General features: G+C 54.3%; 19 protein-coding genes. 3 read left to right on the top strand and 16 right to left on the bottom strand.

Annotated elements, in window-relative coordinates:
- Positions 1-167: 167 nt before the first annotated feature.
- From alaS to mltB, 7 genes are all read right to left on the bottom strand, one after another.
- Positions 168-2,795 (bottom strand): alanine--tRNA ligase, encoded by a 2,628-nt coding sequence (alaS, locus tag DFO57_RS12115; RefSeq protein WP_110015378.1) that lies wholly within the window; start codon positions 2,793-2,795, stop codon positions 168-170.
- 131 nt (positions 2,796-2,926) lie between these two features.
- Complete coding sequence (locus tag DFO57_RS12110) at positions 2,927-3,439, bottom strand: regulatory protein RecX (RefSeq protein WP_014594422.1); 513 nt, start codon at positions 3,437-3,439, stop codon at positions 2,927-2,929.
- Positions 3,440-3,552: 113 nt separating this feature from the next.
- Positions 3,553-4,623, bottom strand: a complete 1,071-nt coding sequence (gene recA / locus DFO57_RS12105) for a recombinase RecA (protein ID WP_014594423.1) — start codon at positions 4,621-4,623, stop codon at positions 3,553-3,555.
- 95 nt (positions 4,624-4,718) lie between these two features.
- Positions 4,719-5,213 carry a nicotinamide-nucleotide amidase gene (pncC, locus tag DFO57_RS12100; RefSeq protein WP_013026906.1) on the bottom strand — a complete coding sequence of 165 codons (495 nt, stop codon included), beginning with the start codon at positions 5,211-5,213 and terminating at the stop codon, positions 4,719-4,721.
- A 100-nt stretch (positions 5,214-5,313) separates the two neighbouring features.
- On the bottom strand, positions 5,314-6,090 hold the full coding sequence (gene tam, locus DFO57_RS12095) for a trans-aconitate 2-methyltransferase (RefSeq protein ID WP_014594424.1): 777 nt from the start codon (positions 6,088-6,090) through the stop codon (positions 5,314-5,316).
- Positions 6,091-6,273: 183 nt separating this feature from the next.
- On the bottom strand, positions 6,274-6,609 hold the full coding sequence (locus tag DFO57_RS12090) for a zinc ribbon domain-containing protein YjdM (protein ID WP_014605175.1): 336 nt from the start codon (positions 6,607-6,609) through the stop codon (positions 6,274-6,276).
- A gap of 75 nt (positions 6,610-6,684) precedes the next feature.
- On the bottom strand, positions 6,685-7,767 hold the full coding sequence (gene mltB, locus DFO57_RS12085; protein WP_014594425.1) for a lytic murein transglycosylase B: 1,083 nt from the start codon (positions 7,765-7,767) through the stop codon (positions 6,685-6,687).
- Positions 7,768-8,108: 341 nt separating this feature from the next.
- Here mltB and mutS point away from each other — a divergent pair, with 341 nt between their 5' ends.
- The 3 genes from mutS (at position 8,109) to DFO57_RS12070 (ending at position 12,158) form a co-directional block, all read left to right on the top strand.
- A complete protein-coding gene (gene mutS, locus DFO57_RS12080) occupies positions 8,109-10,670 on the top strand; it encodes a DNA mismatch repair protein MutS (protein WP_015699636.1) in 2,562 nt (853 codons plus the stop codon).
- Positions 10,671-10,895: 225 nt separating this feature from the next.
- On the top strand, positions 10,896-11,372 hold the full coding sequence (locus DFO57_RS12075) for a helix-turn-helix domain-containing protein (RefSeq protein ID WP_014594427.1): 477 nt from the start codon (positions 10,896-10,898) through the stop codon (positions 11,370-11,372).
- Between the two features lie 48 nt (positions 11,373-11,420).
- Complete coding sequence (locus tag DFO57_RS12070; RefSeq protein ID WP_105080800.1) at positions 11,421-12,158, top strand: 2-phosphosulfolactate phosphatase; 738 nt, start codon at positions 11,421-11,423, stop codon at positions 12,156-12,158.
- 63 nt (positions 12,159-12,221) lie between these two features.
- Here the strand turns inward: DFO57_RS12070 and rpoS are convergent, their stop codons facing one another.
- The 9 genes from rpoS to DFO57_RS12025 form a co-directional block, all read right to left on the bottom strand.
- Positions 12,222-13,214: an RNA polymerase sigma factor RpoS gene (gene rpoS / locus DFO57_RS12065; RefSeq protein WP_013026913.1), complete on the bottom strand. Its 993-nt coding sequence runs from the start codon at positions 13,212-13,214 to the stop codon at positions 12,222-12,224.
- A gap of 51 nt (positions 13,215-13,265) precedes the next feature.
- Complete coding sequence (gene nlpD / locus DFO57_RS12060; protein ID WP_013026914.1) at positions 13,266-14,381, bottom strand: murein hydrolase activator NlpD; 1,116 nt, start codon at positions 14,379-14,381, stop codon at positions 13,266-13,268.
- Between the two features lie 165 nt (positions 14,382-14,546).
- A complete protein-coding gene (locus tag DFO57_RS12055; RefSeq protein ID WP_013026915.1) occupies positions 14,547-15,173 on the bottom strand; it encodes a protein-L-isoaspartate(D-aspartate) O-methyltransferase in 627 nt (208 codons plus the stop codon).
- On the bottom strand, positions 15,167-15,928 hold the full coding sequence (gene surE, locus DFO57_RS12050; RefSeq protein WP_014594429.1) for a 5'/3'-nucleotidase SurE: 762 nt from the start codon (positions 15,926-15,928) through the stop codon (positions 15,167-15,169). Before surE ends, DFO57_RS12055 begins: the two co-directional genes overlap by 7 nt.
- Before the next feature lie 282 nt (positions 15,929-16,210).
- Positions 16,211-17,251 carry a tRNA pseudouridine(13) synthase TruD gene (gene truD, locus DFO57_RS12045; RefSeq protein WP_013026917.1) on the bottom strand — a complete coding sequence of 347 codons (1,041 nt, stop codon included), beginning with the start codon at positions 17,249-17,251 and terminating at the stop codon, positions 16,211-16,213.
- Entirely contained in the window at positions 17,248-17,730 is a 483-nt protein-coding gene (ispF, locus tag DFO57_RS12040) for a 2-C-methyl-D-erythritol 2,4-cyclodiphosphate synthase (RefSeq protein ID WP_013026918.1), read from the bottom strand. Before ispF ends, truD begins: the two co-directional genes overlap by 4 nt.
- Positions 17,730-18,446, bottom strand: a complete 717-nt coding sequence (ispD, locus tag DFO57_RS12035; protein WP_013026919.1) for a 2-C-methyl-D-erythritol 4-phosphate cytidylyltransferase — start codon at positions 18,444-18,446, stop codon at positions 17,730-17,732. Before ispD ends, ispF begins: the two co-directional genes overlap by 1 nt.
- Positions 18,447-18,449: 3 nt before the next feature.
- Positions 18,450-18,767 (bottom strand): cell division protein FtsB, encoded by a 318-nt coding sequence (gene ftsB, locus DFO57_RS12030; RefSeq protein WP_024471451.1) that lies wholly within the window; start codon positions 18,765-18,767, stop codon positions 18,450-18,452.
- 168 nt (positions 18,768-18,935) lie between these two features.
- Positions 18,936-19,256 (bottom strand): DUF3561 family protein, encoded by a 321-nt coding sequence (locus tag DFO57_RS12025; RefSeq protein ID WP_013026921.1) that lies wholly within the window; start codon positions 19,254-19,256, stop codon positions 18,936-18,938.

Here is a 19,256-nt window from a genome sequence, read left to right as displayed (position 1 = left end):
TGAGAAATACACCATTGCACATCAACGCGCCAATACATTCTGCTGATAAATAGTTTAGCCGAAATACGCTACATCAACCCGACTTTGTCACTAGCAAATTTAACATCGTATTAAAAAGCGCCGGAACATCAGTTCTGGCGCTTGCTACGATGAATTATTTTATTTAATTACAGACGGCTCGAAACCCATCCTTCAACACCTGCCAGCGCACCTTTCAGTGCAGTAGCATCACTGCCACCTGCCTGCGCCATGTCAGGTCTGCCACCGCCCTTACCACCCACTTTAGGCGCAAGTTCGGCGATGAGTTCCCCAGCCTTAACACGGTCGGTTAAATCTTTCGTTACGCCAGCAATCAGTGACACTTTGCCATCTGCTACCGTAGCCAGCACGATAATCGCCGAGCCCAGCTGGTTTTTCAGCTCATCCACCATGGTCCTCAGCATTTTCGGATCGGTGTTGCTGAGCTCAGTCACCAGCAGCTTAACGCCTTTGACGTCGACCGCATGATTGCCCAGCTGCGCACTTTCCTGCGCCGCCTGCTGATCGCGTAACTGCTGTAACTCTTTCTCCAGCGAACGCAGATGATCAACCAGCCCGCGCACTTTTTCATTCAGGTTACTGCTGTTGGCTTTCACCAGTTGGGCAATATCCTGTAGCTGGCTACTCTGCGCATAAACCTGTGCCAGAGCCGCCTCGCCTGTGATCGCCTCAATACGGCGAATCCCTGCGGCAGTACCGGACTCGGCCTGAATGCGGAACAGGCCGATATCACCGGTTCGCGCAGCGTGCGTTCCGCCACACAGCTCAACCGAGAAATCCCCCATGGTCAGAACGCGAACCTGCTGATCGTATTTTTCACCGAACAGGGCCATCGCGCCTTTGGCTTTCGCCGCCTCAAGATCCATGACACGGGTTTCAACAGGCAAATTGCGACGGATCTGTGCGTTAACAATATCTTCGACCTGACGAATCTCCTGAGGTTTCATGGCCTCAAAATGTGAGAAGTCAAAACGCAAATATTTGTCGTTAACCAACGAGCCCTTCTGAGCAACATGTTCACCTAAAACCTGACGCAATGCAGCATGCAACAGATGCGTTGCGGAGTGATTCAGACGAATACGAGCCCTGCGCGCCTCATCAACCACCGCCTCAAGACGATCGCCAACGCGTAATTGTCCGCTGCTGAGTTTGCCAATATGACCAATCGCCTGCCCATATTTTTGCGTATCCTGTACGCTAAACAGCGCGTTATTGCCCTTCAGCTCGCCAGTGTCGCCTACCTGACCGCCAGACTCGCCATAAAATGGCGTTTCATCCAGCACAATCACCGCGTCCTGACCGGCAGACAGGGCGTCAACGGCTTCACCGTTCACGAACAGCGCCTTGACGGTCGCCGTCAGATCCAACTGCTCATAGCCTTTAAACGACGAAGCCGCGTCGATACGAATCACATTGCTGTAGTCTGCGCCGAAGCCGCTGGCTTCACGTGCGCGCTGACGCTGCTGTTCCATCGCCTTTTCAAAACCGGCTTCATCAATTTTGAGGTTACGTTCACGGCAAACGTCAGCCGTTAAATCGGCAGGGAATCCGAAGGTATCGTATAAGCGGAAGACGGTTTCGCCATCCAGTGTATCACCTTGCAGTTTTGCCAGTTCCTCGTCCAGAAGTGCCAGGCCACGTTCAAGCGTTTTAGCAAACTGCTCTTCTTCACTTTTCAGAACGTTCTCAACCTGTGCCTGCTGACGCTGTAACTCATCGCCTGCCGCGCCCATGACCTGAATCAGTGGTGCAACCAGCTTGTAGAAGAATGCGTCTTTAGCACCCAGCATATTGCCGTGACGTACGGCGCGGCGGATGATGCGACGCAGGACATAGCCACGGTTTTCATTCGACGGAATGACGCCATCGGCAATCAGGAAGGCGCAGGAACGAATGTGATCGGCAATAACGCGCAGGGATTTATTATTCAGATCGGTCGCGCCGGTGACCTTCGCAACCGCTTCAATCAACGTCTGGAACAGGTCGATTTCATAGTTTGAATTAACATGCTGCAGAACCGCAGTGATGCGTTCCAACCCCATCCCGGTATCCACAGAGGGCTTAGGTAATGGCAACATCGTGCCATCCGCCTGACGGTTAAACTGCATAAAGACGATGTTCCAGATCTCAATATAGCGATCGCCATCCTCTTCAGGGCTGCCCGGTGGTCCGCCCCAGATATGGTCGCCGTGATCGTAGAAAATTTCGCTGCAGGGACCGCAAGGCCCGGTATCACCCATCTGCCAGAAGTTATCTGACGCGTAGGCGCTGCCCTTGTTATCACCGATACGGATAATACGCTCACGGGGAACGCCAATATCGTTGGCCCAGATATCGTAAGCTTCGTCATCGGTTTCATACACGGTGACCCACAGGCGCTCTTTGGGCAGCTTAAACCACTGCTCGCCGGTCAGCAGTTCCCAGGCAAACGCAATAGCTTCTTTTTTGAAGTAGTCGCCAAAGCTGAAATTGCCCAGCATTTCAAAAAAGGTGTGGTGACGTGCGGTATAACCGACGTTTTCAAGATCGTTGTGTTTCCCGCCGGCACGTACGCAGCGTTGTGACGTCGTTGCTCGCGTGTAGTCACGCTTTTCCTGACCCAGAAACACATCTTTGAACTGGTTCATTCCGGCGTTGGTAAACAGCAACGTCGGATCGTTGTTTGGTACCAGGGAGCTGCTTGCTACAACCTGATGTCCCTTACTATTGAAAAAGTCGAGAAACGCTTGACGGATCTCAGCAGTGCTCTTGCTCATATATATCCTGGAATCACGCTAACGAAAGGTCCTTCTTTATCAGGCGTACCGCATCGTTACGGCAGCAAGCATAAGGAACCAAAAGGGGTAAGATAAATATTCTTCGGAGGGAAGTAAAATCACATCGACTTTTAGTCATCAAAATTTCTGAAAACCTGCTGAATATCCTCGCTCAGAAAGCCTTTGGCATGCAAAAAGCGCTGCACTTTGGCTTTTTCTTTCCATTCTGTCGGCAATGGGTGACCAAATTTTTTCTCGGCGAGTTCAGCCGCACAGGCCGACCAGTCAATATCGGTTTCTTCCATGGCGAGATCGATCGCATCACGGCTGATGCCCTTTTGTGCCAGCTCCAGCCTGATACGCTGTGAACCAAATCCCTTGCGGCTTCGGCTCTGAATAAATCGTGCGGTAAAGCGCTCGTCATTTAACCAGCCGTTTTCACCACACCAGTTCAGCACCTTTTCCATTAGCTCGGGCGTAATGATTTCAGGATCTTTTTGTTTCATCCACGCGCTACGCTGAGCGGACAGCTGGAGCTTTTGTTTAAGCTCTTCGCGGCTGTGGTCACGCTGGCCCAGCAGGCGCATCGCACGATCCAGCAGGCGTGAAAATGAGATGACTTGTGGCTGAGATTGTTCAGACATACTGCGCACCTTTTACGAACGGAGGGAGAGTATGGCGGGAGACAGGAACAGAGGAAAGGCACGTGAGGCGTTAATGTAAAACAGGAGCGGAAAATCCGCTCCTGCTTCAGGCTTTAATAATCTTCGTTGGCTTCGCTCGCCGCCTTCTCAACGTCGTTGCCTGCAACGTCCGCCGCGATATTTTGATCGCCACCGTTAAGCAGCATTTCACGCAGTTTGATATCAAGCTCGTCGGCCACCGCGGCATTTTCTTTGAGGAAGTTGCCCGCGTTTGCTTTGCCCTGACCGATCTTATCGCCTTTATAGCTGTACCATGCACCGGCTTTTTCAATCAGCTTGTGCTTCACGCCAAGATCCACCAGCTCACCGAAGGTGTTAATGCCTTCGCCGTACATGATCTGGAACTCAGCCTGTTTAAATGGCGCTGCAATTTTGTTCTTAACGACTTTAACGCGCGTTTCACTACCCACCACGTTGTCACCCTCTTTAATCGCACCGATACGGCGAATATCAAGGCGAACAGAAGCGTAGAACTTCAGCGCGTTACCACCGGTAGTGGTTTCCGGGTTACCGAACATCACACCAATCTTCATACGAATCTGGTTGATGAAGATCAGCAGCGTATTTGACTGCTTCAGGTTACCCGCCAGCTTACGCATTGCCTGGCTCATCATACGTGCCGCCAGGCCCATATGTGAGTCACCGATTTCACCTTCGATTTCGGCTTTTGGCGTCAGTGCAGCTACGGAGTCAACGATAATGACGTCAACGGCACCAGAGCGGGCCAGCGCATCACAAATTTCCAGGGCCTGCTCACCGGTATCCGGCTGTGAACACAGCAGATTGTCGATATCTACGCCCAGTTTCTTAGCATAGATGGGATCCAGTGCGTGCTCGGCATCGATAAAGGCACAGGTTTTGCCCTTACGCTGCGCGGCGGCAATAACCTGAAGTGTCAGTGTCGTTTTACCTGAGGCCTCTGGGCCGTAGATCTCAACGATACGTCCCATCGGTAAACCACCCGCACCTAATGCGATATCCAGTGACAGAGAACCCGTTGAAATGGTTTCCACATCCATTGAGCGGTCTTCACCCAAGCGCATGATGGAGCCTTTACCAAATTGCTTCTCAATCTGGCCGAGCGCGGCAGCTAAAGCCTTCTGTTTGTTTTCATCAATTGCCATTTCTACTCCTAATCATGCCGGGTAAACACGCACGCATGGTGCCTGTGCACTTTCTGTTGCGGGTAATTATACTGTATAGTCATACAGTATCAAGTTTAATTTTGCAGAAATTGACGGGATAACGTCTGGAGTGCCCAGCCAACTGACTGACGGCGCACGGCATCGCGATCGCCATCAAACTGCTGACGAAAAGCCATGACCACGCCACCCGGTGCCGCAAAGCCAAACCAGACGGTGCCTACCGGTTTGTCTTCACTGCCACCATCCGGGCCGGCAATACCGCTAACGGAAATAGCGTAATCGGCGCGCGCCCGCTGCTGTGCCCCAAGGGCCATTTCACGCACTACCGCCTCGCTGACGGCGCCGTATTGCGCCAGTGACGCCGCGCTGACACCGACCAGTTCTTGTTTGGCATCGTTACTGTAGGTGACAAAGCCCCGTTCGAACCAGGCAGAGCTTCCGCTCACGTCAGTAAACACTTTTGCTATCCAGCCGCCGGTGCAGGATTCTGCACAAGTTACGGTAGCGTTACGCTGTTTAAGCGCCTCACCTGTCTGCGCACTCAGCGCGTGCAACTGCTGGTCATTCATTTTTCGCTCCCTGTCGCCGTTGAGTGAACATGGTGCATGCTCTGCGCTTTTTCAAGCACTCAGGGGCGCTTAGTCAACAAATTGCGCGTTACGCTCCAGTTTAGCCGTTGCGTGTCGCCACCATGAAAAGCCGGGGGAAAGCTAAGAGTACCTTGCCATCCTGACGGGCGGGATAGCCGGTAATAAGACACTGATGATAAGCAGCCAGAAACTGTTCCTGCTCAGAGACGTCCAGCGGCGCAAGGAAAGGACGCAGCCCGGTAGCCTTTAACCAGTGGATGATGGCCTGCGCATCGTCCATAACGTGATAGTAGGTGGTTCGCCAGATATCAACCGCGCAGCCTGCCTTTGTCAGCACGTCATAATAGTGTTCAGTTGAGGGTAATTTTTTGCGTTCCGCCGCCTGCGCGCTGATCTTGTCGCGCCAGGGGCCGGATGCCGCGACCTCACGCATTAACTGATGCGAAGGTTCTTCCAAATTATCGGGCATTTGAACCGCCAGCGCACCGGCAGGCGCCAGTTGACTGACTAACCGTGGTAACAGGGTGGGATGATCGCCAAGCCATTGCAGCGACGCGTTGGCATAAATCACCTGCTGCGGGATGTCGGTTGTCCAGTTGCCGATATCCGCCTGAATAAACTGGCACTGAGGCAAACGTTCCCGCGCCTGCGCGAGCATGGCGGCAGAACTGTCAAGCCCGATCACCTGCGCCTGCGGCCAGGCATCGTAAAGCAGTTCGGTGCTGTTCCCGGGGCCACAGCCCAGATCGGTAACGAACCGGACATCTTCAACCTCAATTCGTGCCAGTAATTCATGCGCAGGCCGCGTTCTTTCTGCCTCAAATTTACGATACAGCGCGGGATCCCAGTCTTGCATATTGCGTCTCCTCTCAGGGGTTAAAGATTCACAGAAGATGAGACGTATAAATAAACATAAAGTGCCCGACCAACAGCAAAATATGTCAGCGGCACGCAAACGGGCAGGAGGTCTTTATAAGGGAAAAGCCCGGTCGGGCTGACAGGAATAAGATCGGGCGCAGCGAGCAGGCGCCCGGCAGAATCAGTTCTTTTTCACAAACTCAGATTTGAGCTTCATCGGACCAAATCCGTCGATCTTGCAATCAATATTGTGATCGCCTTCAACCAGCCGGATGCTCTTAACCCGGGTGCCTATTTTCAGCACAGACGAACTGCCTTTGACCTTCAGATCTTTAACGACCGTGACGCTGTCGCCATCGGCGAGTAAATTGCCGTTTGCATCACGAACGATCAAATCCTGACCGCTGTCATCCCCTTCAGCCTGAGTCCAGATATGACCACAGGACGGACAGTTAAGATTTTCAGCATCTTGCCAGGTGTAATCGGCATGGCAAACAGGGCAAGCAGGTAAAGACATAACGGCTCCAGAAAATGAGGACGGCACAGAATAAAGGGCCGTCATCATATATCCTTACAGTTGCTAAGGGTAGTTTTAAAACAGCGATCCCTGACGCGCCTTGCTGACCGCCTCTCCCAGTTGCCACACGGTCATCGCGTAATGCGTGCTGTTGTTGTAGCGGGTAATGGCATAGAAGTTAGGCAAGCCGTACCAGTACTGGTAGCTGGTGCCGAGATCCAGACGGAGCAGGCTGACCTCGTCATGGCCATCCAGCGAACCCTGTGGAGAAAGCCCCGATGCTGCCAGCGTGCTGACGTTGTAACGGGTTTTGAAACCGTTTTCGAGCATGGGTGCCTGACCACTGGCTGGCACGGCAACATTTTCACCCGGACGCCAGCCGTTCTGCTGGAAATAGTGTGCGACACTGCCTATCGCATCGACGGGATCCCACAAATTGATATGGCCGTCACCGTTAAAATCTACCGCATAAGCTTTGTAGGACGATGGCATGAACTGACCGTAGCCCATCGCGCCCGCAAAGGAGCCTTTAAGATCGAGCGGATCGTCCTTCTCATCACGCGCCATGAGCAGGAAGGTCTCCAGCTCACCGCTAAAGTAAGCAGCACGGCGCGGGTAATCAAATGAGAGCGTTGCCAGCGCGTCCAGAATGCGGGTTTTCCCCATGATGCGGCCCCAGCGCGTTTCCACGCCGATAATGCCAACAATAATCTCAGGCGGAACGCCGTAGACCTGCTGCGCACGCTGCAGTGCATCCTGATATTGATTCCAGAACGCGACGCCATTTTGCACGTTATCCGGTGTGATAAATTTATTGCGATAGCGAATCCATGCGCCGTTAGGCCCACTCGGCGGTGTATAGGACGGTGCCTGACGATCCATTAAACGCAGGACGTAGTCCAGCCGCTTAGCCTGGCCAATAATGGCGTGCAGTTGCTCACGGTCGAAGCCGTGTTTCGCCACCATTTTGTCGATGAACTGTTCCGCAACAGGATTGCTGGCGAAGTCACCAAACATCGGCTGAACAGCATGAGACGGCTCCAGCAAAAAGCCACCTTTAGGCGCAACCCGTTCGGCGGGCGGCTGCGAAGAGTGTGGCTTACTGCTACAGGCAGCAAGCAGGGCAAAAAGCGGAAGGTAAGCAAGCTTAAAACGCATCAGATATCCATATAACAGGCCAGACCAGGGATTTTAATGTTAATCGTTCAACGCGGATACATACAAACGAGATCGTAAAAAAAACACTTTTTTTAACAATCAAACCGGCTGTTTTGTGAAATGCCTCTACTGCTTTCTCTCTCATCAAAAAAATCATTCAGTTGGCGACCCGGCTTTGCTAACTTCATTACCCGCTGCGGTAAGCCGGATGATGCAGGAGCCGTAAAATGGTACTATTTCCGCGCGGCATATGCAGCATGATGGTCGCTGCCTATCACCCTTGTTTAACCCAGCGAAAACCGTGACGGGAAAAGGAAGAGTCAACCTTGAGTAAGAATGAGATGAACAAAACAGCGCACATGGACTTGAGTACTCACACGCCAATGATGCAGCAATATTTACGCCTCAAGGCTGAGCATCCGGATATCCTGCTGTTTTATCGCATGGGCGATTTCTACGAGCTGTTTTATGACGATGCCAAACGTGCCTCTCAGCTGTTAGACATTTCCTTAACCAAACGCGGTGCCTCGGCAGGCGAGCCGATCCCCATGGCCGGTGTGCCCCATCACGCCGTCGAAAACTATTTAGCCCGGCTGGTGCAACTCGGTGAATCAGTCGCCATCTGTGAGCAAATTGGCGACCCTGCGCTGAGTAAAGGCCCGGTGGAACGCAAAGTCGTTCGTATTGTTACCCCGGGCACCATCAGCGATGAAGCCCTGTTACAGGAACGGCAGGATAACCTGCTGGCGGCAATTGTTCAGGGGGCGCGCGGCTATGGTTATGCCACGCTGGATATCAGCTCAGGCCGTTTTCGCCTGAGTGAACCTGCCGATCAGGAAACGATGGCGGCAGAGCTGCAGCGAACGAATCCTGCCGAGCTACTTTATCCGGAAGATTTTGCTGCGATGGCGCTTATCGATCAGCGTCGCGGTTTACGTCGCCGTCCGCTTTGGGAGTTTGAAATCGACACGGCGCGTCAGCAGCTCAACATGCAGTTTGGCACACGGGACTTAAACGGTTTTGGTGTTGAGCAGGCGCACCTGGGTCTGCGCGCCGCCGGCTGTCTGCTGCAGTATGTGAAAGATACTCAACGAACCAGCCTGCCCCATATCCGCTCTCTTAGCATGGAGCGTCAGCAGGACAGCATCATTATGGATGCGGCCACGCGCCGTAACCTTGAAATTACGCAAAATCTTGCGGGCGGAACAGAGAACACGCTGGCCGCCGTGCTGGATAAAACCGTCACGCCAATGGGAAGCCGGATGCTAAAGCGCTGGCTGCATATGCCGCTGCGTGACAGTAGTATCATCGCGAAACGACAGGCATCAATTGCAGAGCTGCAACCACTCAGCGATGCGCTGCAACCCGTTCTGCGCCAGGTCGGTGATTTAGAGCGTATTCTGGCCCGACTGGCGCTGCGAACGGCGCGCCCGCGTGATCTGGCGCGCATGCGCCATGCCTTTCAGCAGTTGCCGGAACTCAACGATCTGCTGGCAAACGCCGAATCCGCCCAGTTGAAAACGCTGCGTGCACAGATGGGCGAGTTTAGCGAACTGCGCACTCTGCTTGAGCAGGCCGTTGTCGAATCCCCCCCGGTATTAATCAGGGATGGTGGCGTTATTGCGCCCGGTTATAACGCCGAGCTTGATGAGTGGCGAGCACTCGCCGATGGCGCAACAGATTATCTGGATCGACTGGAAGTTCGCGAACGCGAAAAGCTCGGTCTGGACAGCCTGAAAGTGGGCTTTAACGGCGTTCACGGCTACTACATTCAGGTCAGCCGTGGCCAGAGCCATCAGGTGCCTATCCACTATGTTCGCCGTCAGACGTTGAAGAACGCAGAGCGCTACATCATTCCAGAGCTGAAAGAGTACGAAGATAAAGTCCTTACCTCTAAGGGTAAAGCGCTGGCGCTGGAGAAAAGCCTGTATGAAGGCCTGTTTGACCAGCTGTTGCCGCATCTTGAAGCGCTGCAGCTCAGTGCGGCGGCGCTGGCCGAACTGGATGTCCTGAGTAACCTCGCGGAACGAGCCTGGACACTTAACTACTGCCGTCCCACGCTGCACGACAAGCCCGGGATTAAAATTACCGCCGGCCGCCATCCGGTAGTGGAGCAGGTCCTGAAAGAACCTTTTATCGCGAACCCGCTCTCTCTGGCCCCACAACGCCGCATGTTGATCATCACCGGTCCGAATATGGGCGGTAAAAGTACCTACATGCGCCAGGCGGCGTTAATCGCCCTGATGGCCTGGATTGGCAGCTTCGTTCCTGCCGAAGAGGTGGTCATTGGTCCACTGGATCGTATCTTCACCCGTGTGGGCGCGGCAGATGATCTGGCCTCCGGGCGTTCGACCTTTATGGTTGAAATGACCGAGACGGCCAATATTCTGCACAACGCGACAGAAAACAGCCTGGTCCTGATGGATGAAATCGGCCGCGGCACCTCGACGTATGACGGTTTATCGCTGGCCTGGGCCTGTGCGGAAAATCTGGCTAACCGTATTAAAGCGATGACCCTGTTTGCGACGCACTACTTTGAACTGACGACCCTGCCTGAAAAACTGGAAGGCGTGGTTAACGTTCACCTGGACGCAGTTGAACACGGCGATACGATTGCGTTCATGCATAGCGTGCAAGACGGGGCTGCCAGTAAAAGCTACGGACTGGCCGTAGCTGCGCTCGCGGGCGTGCCCAAAGAGGTCATTAAACGGGCGCGCAATAAGCTGAAAGAGCTCGAAACGGTTTCCAGTCAGTCCGCGACGTCAAACATTGACGGCTCGCAGTTGCCGCTGTTGGTGGAAGAAACCTCCCCTGCCGTGGAAGCACTTGAGGCACTGGATCCCGATACGCTGACACCGCGACAGGCGCTGGACTGGATCTATCGACTTAAATCGCTGGTCTGATCACTGCCGCCCTTGACTGGGCGGCAACTGACTGCGCGTCAACCTTCTCTTGCGCCCGCGTTTCCCATTCTGCTGGCGCATTTTTCTGTTACTGCTTTACGCTATGACCGGCCGTTAAAGCGGTGTCATACTGCTGTCGTGTGCCTGTCGTGCTGCGATCGTGTTCCTGACGACGCTAACCGGGGATGCTGCTTACCGATTGTTTACTCTTTCGGAGACTGCACTATGCGTAACCTGAATAAAGTCAGAGAATATCGTCTTGCCCGCGCCTGGTCACAGGAGCAACTGGCCGAAATGGCCGGACTCAGCACCCGAACCGTACAACGCATTGAAAACGGTGATCCACCCAGTCTGGAAACGTTAAGCGCGCTGGCGGCCGTCTTTGCGTGTAAAATCACCGACCTGACCAGCGAGGCATCAGCGGAGAACGGCGAAGCGTTGGACAGCTACATTTCAGATGCCCGCCTGCAGCTTGCTGCCGAGAGTCGGTTTTACCGTTCTCTGTTTAGCGCCGTGGTAGTGTGCACACTGCTGTTCGTCCTCAACCACTTTACCTCGCCGAATGAGCGCTGGTCACTTTGGGTCGCTGCTATTTGGGGAGCCTTACTCGTGGTCAGAGCATTACGCCTGTTTATTTTCAAGGAAGCGATCCGCCGTTGGCAGCAAAGACGGCTGCAAAAGTTATTGCGCAGGCAGGGGTAACTTAGCGGGTTGCGCCTTCCTGTTATCCTCACACTTCAGGAACAGCTTATGCACTGGTACAGTCAGGACGCGTTTGCAATTCGTCTCGAATGGGGCATCGCCGCACTGGATCATCTTGCCGGCAATGTGGATGCCATTGTGATAGTGGATGTGATGTCCTTTTCCACCTGCGTCAGTCTTGCCGTGGAGAACGGGGCACGCGTGTATCCCTATCCCTGGAAAGATCAGACTGTCGTCCATTATGCGCAGTCCGTCGGTGCTGTCGCGGCGAACAGCGACAGGCGATTCGGTGGCGAAGGCTACAGCCTGTCGCCCCGAACGTTGCTCAGCGTTCGCCCTGGTGAAAGGTTGGTACTGCCCTCCCCTAATGGCTCCGCAACCTGCTTCCGGGCACGAGAGTGGGGCGTGCCCGTGCTGACAGGCTGTCTGAGAAACCTCACTGCCACCGCCGAGGCCTGCCGCCCCTTTAAACGTCTTTTGATTGTCCCTTGCGGCGAGCGTTGGCCGGACGGGAGCCTTCGCCCCTGTATTGAGGACTATGTGGTTGCCGGGGGGATCATTGCCGCACTTGAGCGAAACTCGCTGTCACCGGAAGCACAGACCGCTGTCGCAGCCTGGCACGCTCATCAGTTGCAGGATTTCACGGCGCTGTTTCACTGTTCGTCAGCAACAGAACTGATACAGCGCGGTTTTCCGGAGGATGTAACACTGTGCCTGACAAAAGATGTGGCCCGTCGGCCCTGTTTTTTGTCAGACGAGTATTTTGCCCTGCGGGCAGAGGCATAACACGCAGATAAAAAAAAGCGATGGGGTTAACCATCGCTTTCTGTTGATGTGCTCTGTGACGGCTTATTCGCGGAACAGTGCTTCAATGCTGAGGCCCTGACCCTGCAGGATTTCACGCAGACGGCGCAAACCTTCAACCTGAATCTGACGCACACGCTCGCGGGTTAAACCGATTTCACGGCCAACATCTTCGAGCGTTGCCGCTTCATAGCCCAACAGGCCGAAACGACGAGCCAACACTTCGCGCTGCTTAGCGTTCAGTTCGAACAACCATTTAACGATACTTTGTTTCATATCGTCATCTTGCGTAGTGTCTTCTGGGCCGTTGTCTTTTTCATCGGCCAGAATATCCAGCAGCGCTTTCTCAGAATCCCCTCCCAGTGGAGTATCAACTGAGGTAATGCGTTCGTTGAGACGCAACATACGACTAACGTCATCAACCGGCTTATCCAGTTGTTCTGCAATTTCTTCCGCACTCGGCTCATGGTCAAGCTTGTGAGAAAGTTCACGCGCAGTACGCAGATAAACGTTCAGTTCTTTAACAATATGGATTGGCAAACGAATTGTACGGGTCTGGTTCATGATTGCCCGTTCAATGGTCTGACGAATCCACCAGGTGGCATACGTTGAGAAGCGGAATCCACGTTCTGGATCAAACTTTTCAACGGCACGGATCAGGCCGAGGTTACCTTCTTCAATCAGGTCCAGCAGAGCCAGACCGCGATTGCTGTAACGTCGGGCAATCTTTACCACCAGGCGTAAGTTACTTTCGATCATGCGGCGACGAGAAGGAATATCACCTCGTAATGCGCGGCGAGCAAAGAGAACTTCTTCCTCTGCCGTCAGCAATGGAGAATAGCCAATCTCCCCAAGATAGAGTTGAGTAGCATCAAGTACACGTTGCGTCGCACCCTGCGCCAGCAACTCCTCTTCTGCTACATCATTGTCGCCAGATTCATTTTCAACGAGTGCCTTCTCATCAAAAATCTCTGCTCCATTCTCTTCGAATTCCGCGTTCTCATGTAACTCGTTTACTTTCAGCGTATTCTGGCTCATAAGTGGCTCCTACCCGTGATTCCAGGGCAGATTCCTGAGGACTCTGCCGGATTATCGCTGCGGCAAATAACGCAACGGGTTTACGGATTTCCCCTTGTAACGAATTTCAAAGTGTAATCTAACTGAACTGGTTCCGGTGCTACCCATGGTAGCGATCTTTTGCCCAGCCTTAACTTCCTGTTGTTCCCGGACCAGCATTGTATCGTTATGGGCGTAGGCACTCAGGTAATCATCATTGTGTTTAATGATGATTAAATTACCGTAACCACGAAGCGCATTGCCTGCGTAAACCACCCTTCCTGAAGCAGTGGCTACAATTGGCTGTCCGCGCGAACCTGCGATATCGATGCCTTTATTGCCACCCTCGGCGGCAGAGAAGTTATCGATGATCTTACCTTCAGTTGGCCAACGCCAGCTTCCCACAGGGGTTGAACTGTTAGTTGTACTGCTAACCGTAGGCGGTGCGGTAACGGCTGGAGCTGTTGTCGTTGCAACATTTGCTCCCTTCGAAGGCAACAATTTGCTGCCACTCGATTCACCCGAATCATCAGAATACGTAATAACAGGCTGCTGTGCAACAGGGGCCTGTTTTATTTGTGGTGCACTCACAACGCCGCTTTGCGTTGCATCTGCAGCGGTGATGGCGTTGCCACCGGTAATGGGCTGACCCGAGCCGTTGTCAACCTGTAGCGTCTGTCCCACATTCAGGCTGTAAGGGGCCTGAACGTTGTTGCGCTGCGCTAAATCGCGGAAGTCATTGCCCGTAATCCAGGCGATATAGAACAAGGTATCCCCACGTTTTACGGTGTAGGTCTGGCCAGAATAGCTACCTTTAGGAATATTCTGATAACTTCTGTTGTACACAATCCGGCCATTTTCAGTTTGCACATTATTATTATTGGCACTAATGATTCCCGAATTGTTCTGCGGTAAAGGTGTACTACGGCTTAACATTCCGCCCTGCGGTGGCACAGAGGGCACGCCGCCGGTGGCTGGCGCAGTACCAGAGCCAGCCATATTACTGTTGTCATTAACGCTGTTGCTGTCGCCGATATTGCTTATCGGCGCCTGAGTATTATCGCCTGAACTACAGCCTGCCAGCCAAAAACTCACCAGTGAAAGCGCCGCCAGACGGCGTAACTGAAAAATTGTGCTTCCCGTGCTCATTAATCCCCCGTGGTGGCAACCTTTAAAAAACTGACTTACTCGTCTCACCAGCACAATACACTGTGCGGCACGTTAAACGCTGGATTTTCGTTGAATGAACTGGATAGTAGCAATATCAACTACCTGATTCCATGAAACAGTTATGAAGAAATGCTAACAAGGCAGTCAGGCCAGATCGCCCTGAACTAAGGGAACGAAACGGACCGGCTCAATGGTTTCTTCTGTAATCTCATTGCCGCGGCGGCGCAGACGCTTTAACACCTGCTGCTCCTCACCTACGGGCAGCACCATAATGCCGCCTTCCGCCAGTTGCGCTATCAGCGCAATCGGAATTTCAGGCGGTGCCGCGGTAACGATAATGGCATCAAAAGGGCCACGAGACGGCCAACCCTGCCAGCCATCGCCGTGTCGGGTTGAAACATTGTGTAAATCAAGCTGTTTCAGGCGCCGTTTGGCCTGCCACTGCAGGCCTTTAATGCGCTCGACCGAGTAAACGTGTTCAACCAGGTGGGCGAGGATGGCGGTCTGGTAGCCGGAACCGGTGCCAATCTCCAGCACGCGCGCGTGCTCTGTCAGCGCCAGCAACGCGGTCATGCGTGCCACCATATAGGGCTGCGAGATGGTTTGACCGGACCCGATGGGCAGCGCCATGTTGTCCCAGGCTTTGTGCTCGAAGGCTTCATCAATAAAGCGTTCGCGCGGGACATCGGCAATGGCTTTTAACAGGTGCTCATCTTCAATGCCCTGTTGACGCAGCTGTGACAGCAATGTCTCAATACGCCGACTTACCATGCCAGGTGTACCTCAGCGTTGGCCAGCCAGGTGCTGAGAACAGCCTGCGCATTATGCGCAGTCAGATCGACGTGCAATGCAGTCACTGACACATAGCCCTCATCCACGGCGGCAAAGTCAGTCTCAGGGCCCGCATCCAGTTTTTCACCGGGCGGGCCAATCCAGTACAGCGGATTACCACGAGGGTCGGTTTGCGCAATCACCCGATCGGCCGGATGACGGCTGCCGCAGCGCGTGACGCGAATGCCCTTTATTTCAGCCAGAGGCAAATCGGGCACGTTGATATTTAAGATGCGTCCGGTGCGCAGCGGTTGTTGCGTCAGCGCTTTAAGAATGGCACAGGTCACTGCCGCGGCAGTGTCATAGTGCAGCTGGCCATTTAGCGATACCGCCACGGCGGGCAATCCCAGATGGCGGCCCTCCATTGCGGCCGCTACCGTACCGGAATAGATCACATCATCCCCCAAATTGGGGCCGGCATTAATGCCTGACACCACGATGTCTGGCCGGGGCTGCATAAGCGCATTCACGCCCAAATAAACGCAATCGGTGGGCGTACCCATTTGCACGGCAATATCCCCATTGTCATGGGTAAAGGTGCGCAACGGGGTTTCCAGCGTCAATGAGTTAGAGGCACCACTGCGATTACGATCCGGTGCCACAACCTGCACCTCGGCAAATTGACGCAAAGCCTTTGCCAGCGTCTGAATACCAGGCGCGTGGATGCCATCATCGTTGCTGAGCAATATCCGCATTTAATTCTGACCTTTTCTGTTCAACCGGGCCGCCGTTATATGGACCTGTTTTGAGGCATGGCAACAAGTTAAGAGTGGACAGCGACTTTTGCATTCTAGCGGTGAGCGAGAGGAAGTGGTAGGCGAAAATCAAACGAACGGGCAGGAAAAGAGCAAGGTCGCTACGATGTTAAAGCATCCGGAACAATGAAATACGCATACTGCCATGCCAACGGGCCGCCTACGCGGCTCGTTGGCAGCCTGGCGACGAGGCCGATTCTGATACACAGGCAACGTCGCGGCTTATTCGTCAGGCATATCAAGTAACTCGGTGCTGTTGAGCAACTCCCGGACAACGCTGGTGGCAAAGCTGCCTGCGGGCAGCCAGAATTGCATCTCCAGCGTGGCCTCATCCTGCCAGCGCCAGCGCAGGTCGCGCGGAACCACCAGCATCGCCCGGCGCCCGGCATCCACGCGCTCACGCTCAAGCAGACCGCGCAGCTCACCGGCATCGGCCAGGCACTGCTGTTCAAAAGCCAGCGCATCCGCCTGAGGGCCGGGCTCGCCCTGCCCCGGTAACGGTGCCGTAATGCGAAGCGCATGCTGATTAACACGCGTCTGCAGCTCGGCCAGCTCTTCCGGCTGGGCAACGAACCAGCTGCCGCGACCGGTAAGCTGCAGTGCATCCCCGTTCATAACCTGGGTTAATCCGCCCTGCTGCGCTAAACGCATGCTGGTCACCTGATTAAACAGCGCACTGCGCGCCGCCGAGAGCATCAGTCCGCGCTTGCTGCGATCGCGTATCTGAATCTCGTTCCGCGCTAACTTTGCCGCCGTCACCAGGTTATTGCCGTTGCGGCCAAAGCGTTGTTCGCCAAAATAGTTGGGCACGCCGTTATCACGGATGCTAACCAGCCGCGCCTCTGTTTCCTCACGATGGCTGACCTGCCGGATCACCAGCCGGAATGCATTTCCCGCCAGGGCACCGATGCGCAGCTTGCGCTTATGGCGCACCACCTCAAGTATGTCAACGCCGTCCAGCGCAAACCCCGCCAGAACGGGCATGGAATTGCCGGGGACGCGAAAGCAAAGCGTCTGTTCCGTAACCGCGTGGCGATCTTTCATGCCCGCATAGCTCAGGTCGCGTACGCTGACCTTCATAAACTTCGCCAGGGCTTCGGCAACAAAACGGGTATTGGCGCCGCTTTTGCGAATGCGCACCAGCACGTGCTCACCCTCGCCATCCGGCTGATAACCCAAATCTTCCACGACCACGAAATCTTCCGGTGTCGCTTTAATCACGCCTGTCGCCTTTGGCGTACCCTGCAGGTAGTGGAGCGTCATGCCGGTTCCACTTTCAACAGTAAGGCCACCGCTTCACAGGCAATACCTTCACCCCGACCGGTAAAACCGAGTTTCTCGGTGGTGGTGGCTTTAACGTTAACCTGGTCCATGTGGCAGCCCAGATCTTCGGCAATGTTAATGCGCATTTGCGGCACGTGCGGCAGCATTTTAGGTGCCTGGGCAATCAGCGTGACATCGACGTTGCCAATGCAGTAGCCTTTGGCCTCAATGCGACGCCATGCTTCACGCAACAGCCCGCGGCTGTCCGCGCCTTTGAACGCCGGATCGGTGTCCGGGAACAGCTTGCCAATATCGCCCATGGCCACCGCGCCCAACAGCGCATCGGTGAGCGCATGCAGCGCCACATCACCATCGGAATGGGCAATAAAGCCATACTCAAATGGGATTCGCACACCGCCAATCACCAGCGGACCTTCTCCACCGAAGGCGTGAACGTCAAAACCGTGACCGATACGCATTATGTGCTCTCCTTTGACTGAATCTGACTGAGATAAAAAGCCGCCAGGGCTAAGTCTTCCGGGCGGGTAACTTTGATGTTGTCGCTACGGCCTGTTACCAGCTCAGGATGATAACCGCAGTACTCCAGCGCCGAGGCTTCGTCGGTAATGGTCGCCCCTTCGTTCAAGGCTCGCATCAGGCTGGCCGTCAGTAAGGCCCGGGGGAAGAATTGCGGGGTTAAAGCGTGCCACAGGTTGTCGCGATCGACAGTGTGCGCAATCGCCGCCTGACCAGGCTCGCCGCGTTTCATGGTGTCACACACGGGTGCCGCCAGAATGCCGCCCGTTTTGCTGGTTTCCCGCAACTGCAGCAGACGATCCAGGTCGTCAGGATGCAGGCAAGGCCGTGCAGCATCGTGAACCAGCACCCAGCTGGCACCCTGAGCTGCCTGCAGGCCGGCCAGAACCGACTCCGCGCGCGTATCGCCCCCGATGACGCAAATCACCCGCGGATCGTCTGCCAGGGGCAAAGCAGCAAAGTGCCGATCGTCTGGGCTTAACGCGACGATAACCTGCGAGACATCTGGATGGGAAAACAGACGGGCAATGCTGTGTTCCAGAAGGGTGTGCTGACCAATCGTCAGATACTGTTTAGGGCAGGTTGCCTGCATGCGGCTGCCGATACCGGCAGCGGGCACAACGGCAATCACATCCGCAGAGTGGGACCGATTGTTCATGTTTTATCGTTGTTGGTTTTGCGCAGCTTGTTGCGCGTTGCGTTTGTTCTGGTCAGGGACCAGACGATAGAAGGTTTCACCAGGCTTAATCATGCCTAATTCGCTGCGTGCGCGTTCCTCAATCGCTTCAGAGCCGCCATTGAGATCGTCAATTTCAGCAAAGAGTTGATCGTTGCGCATTTTCAATTTGGCGTTATTCGCCTTTTGTACCGCAACGTCATCGTTGACGCGCGTAAAGTCATGGATGCCGTTCTTACCCAGCCACAATGAATATTGCAGCCAACCCAACAGCACCAACAGCAGTAACGTCAGTTTTCCCATCCCGCCCCCTAAAAACGGCCCAATCATCCCATAACTTTACCCAGGACTCCACACTGGCAGTAAAAATGGCGTGCAATGCCGTTTATGCAGACAAAAAAGGGAGGAAAAGATCGGACGCAAAGCAGGAAAACTTTTGTAACCTGCTGCTGCGTTTGGACATCAGTGTCCTTACCAGCGGGACAGAAACAGGAACAGTAACCAGAACTGACAGGCCACCGCAGCAACGCAGATCAGAACGGTCCAGAGCAGTTGCCCACGGAGCCAGGTATTCAATACCATTCCTGTGAGAACGGAAACGGGAAACAGGGCCAGGAAAAAGGGCCACGTGTAGAGGAAGAAAAACAGCGTGCTGGAGCCGTACAACAGGAAAGGTATGGCAAGCGCGCACCAGTAACAGATAAAGCCAATGACGCCTCCAGGAAGGACGGAACGAGGCTCATCCGGTGTACGGTGGTCTTTGCGTGCCAGCATGGGAGTAATGTTCTGCAT

This window comes from Pantoea sp. AG702 (assembly GCF_003182295.1).
Lineage (GTDB): Bacteria > Pseudomonadota > Gammaproteobacteria > Enterobacterales > Enterobacteriaceae > Pantoea > Pantoea ananatis.
This window is presented reverse-complemented; position numbering and strand designations above follow the sequence as displayed.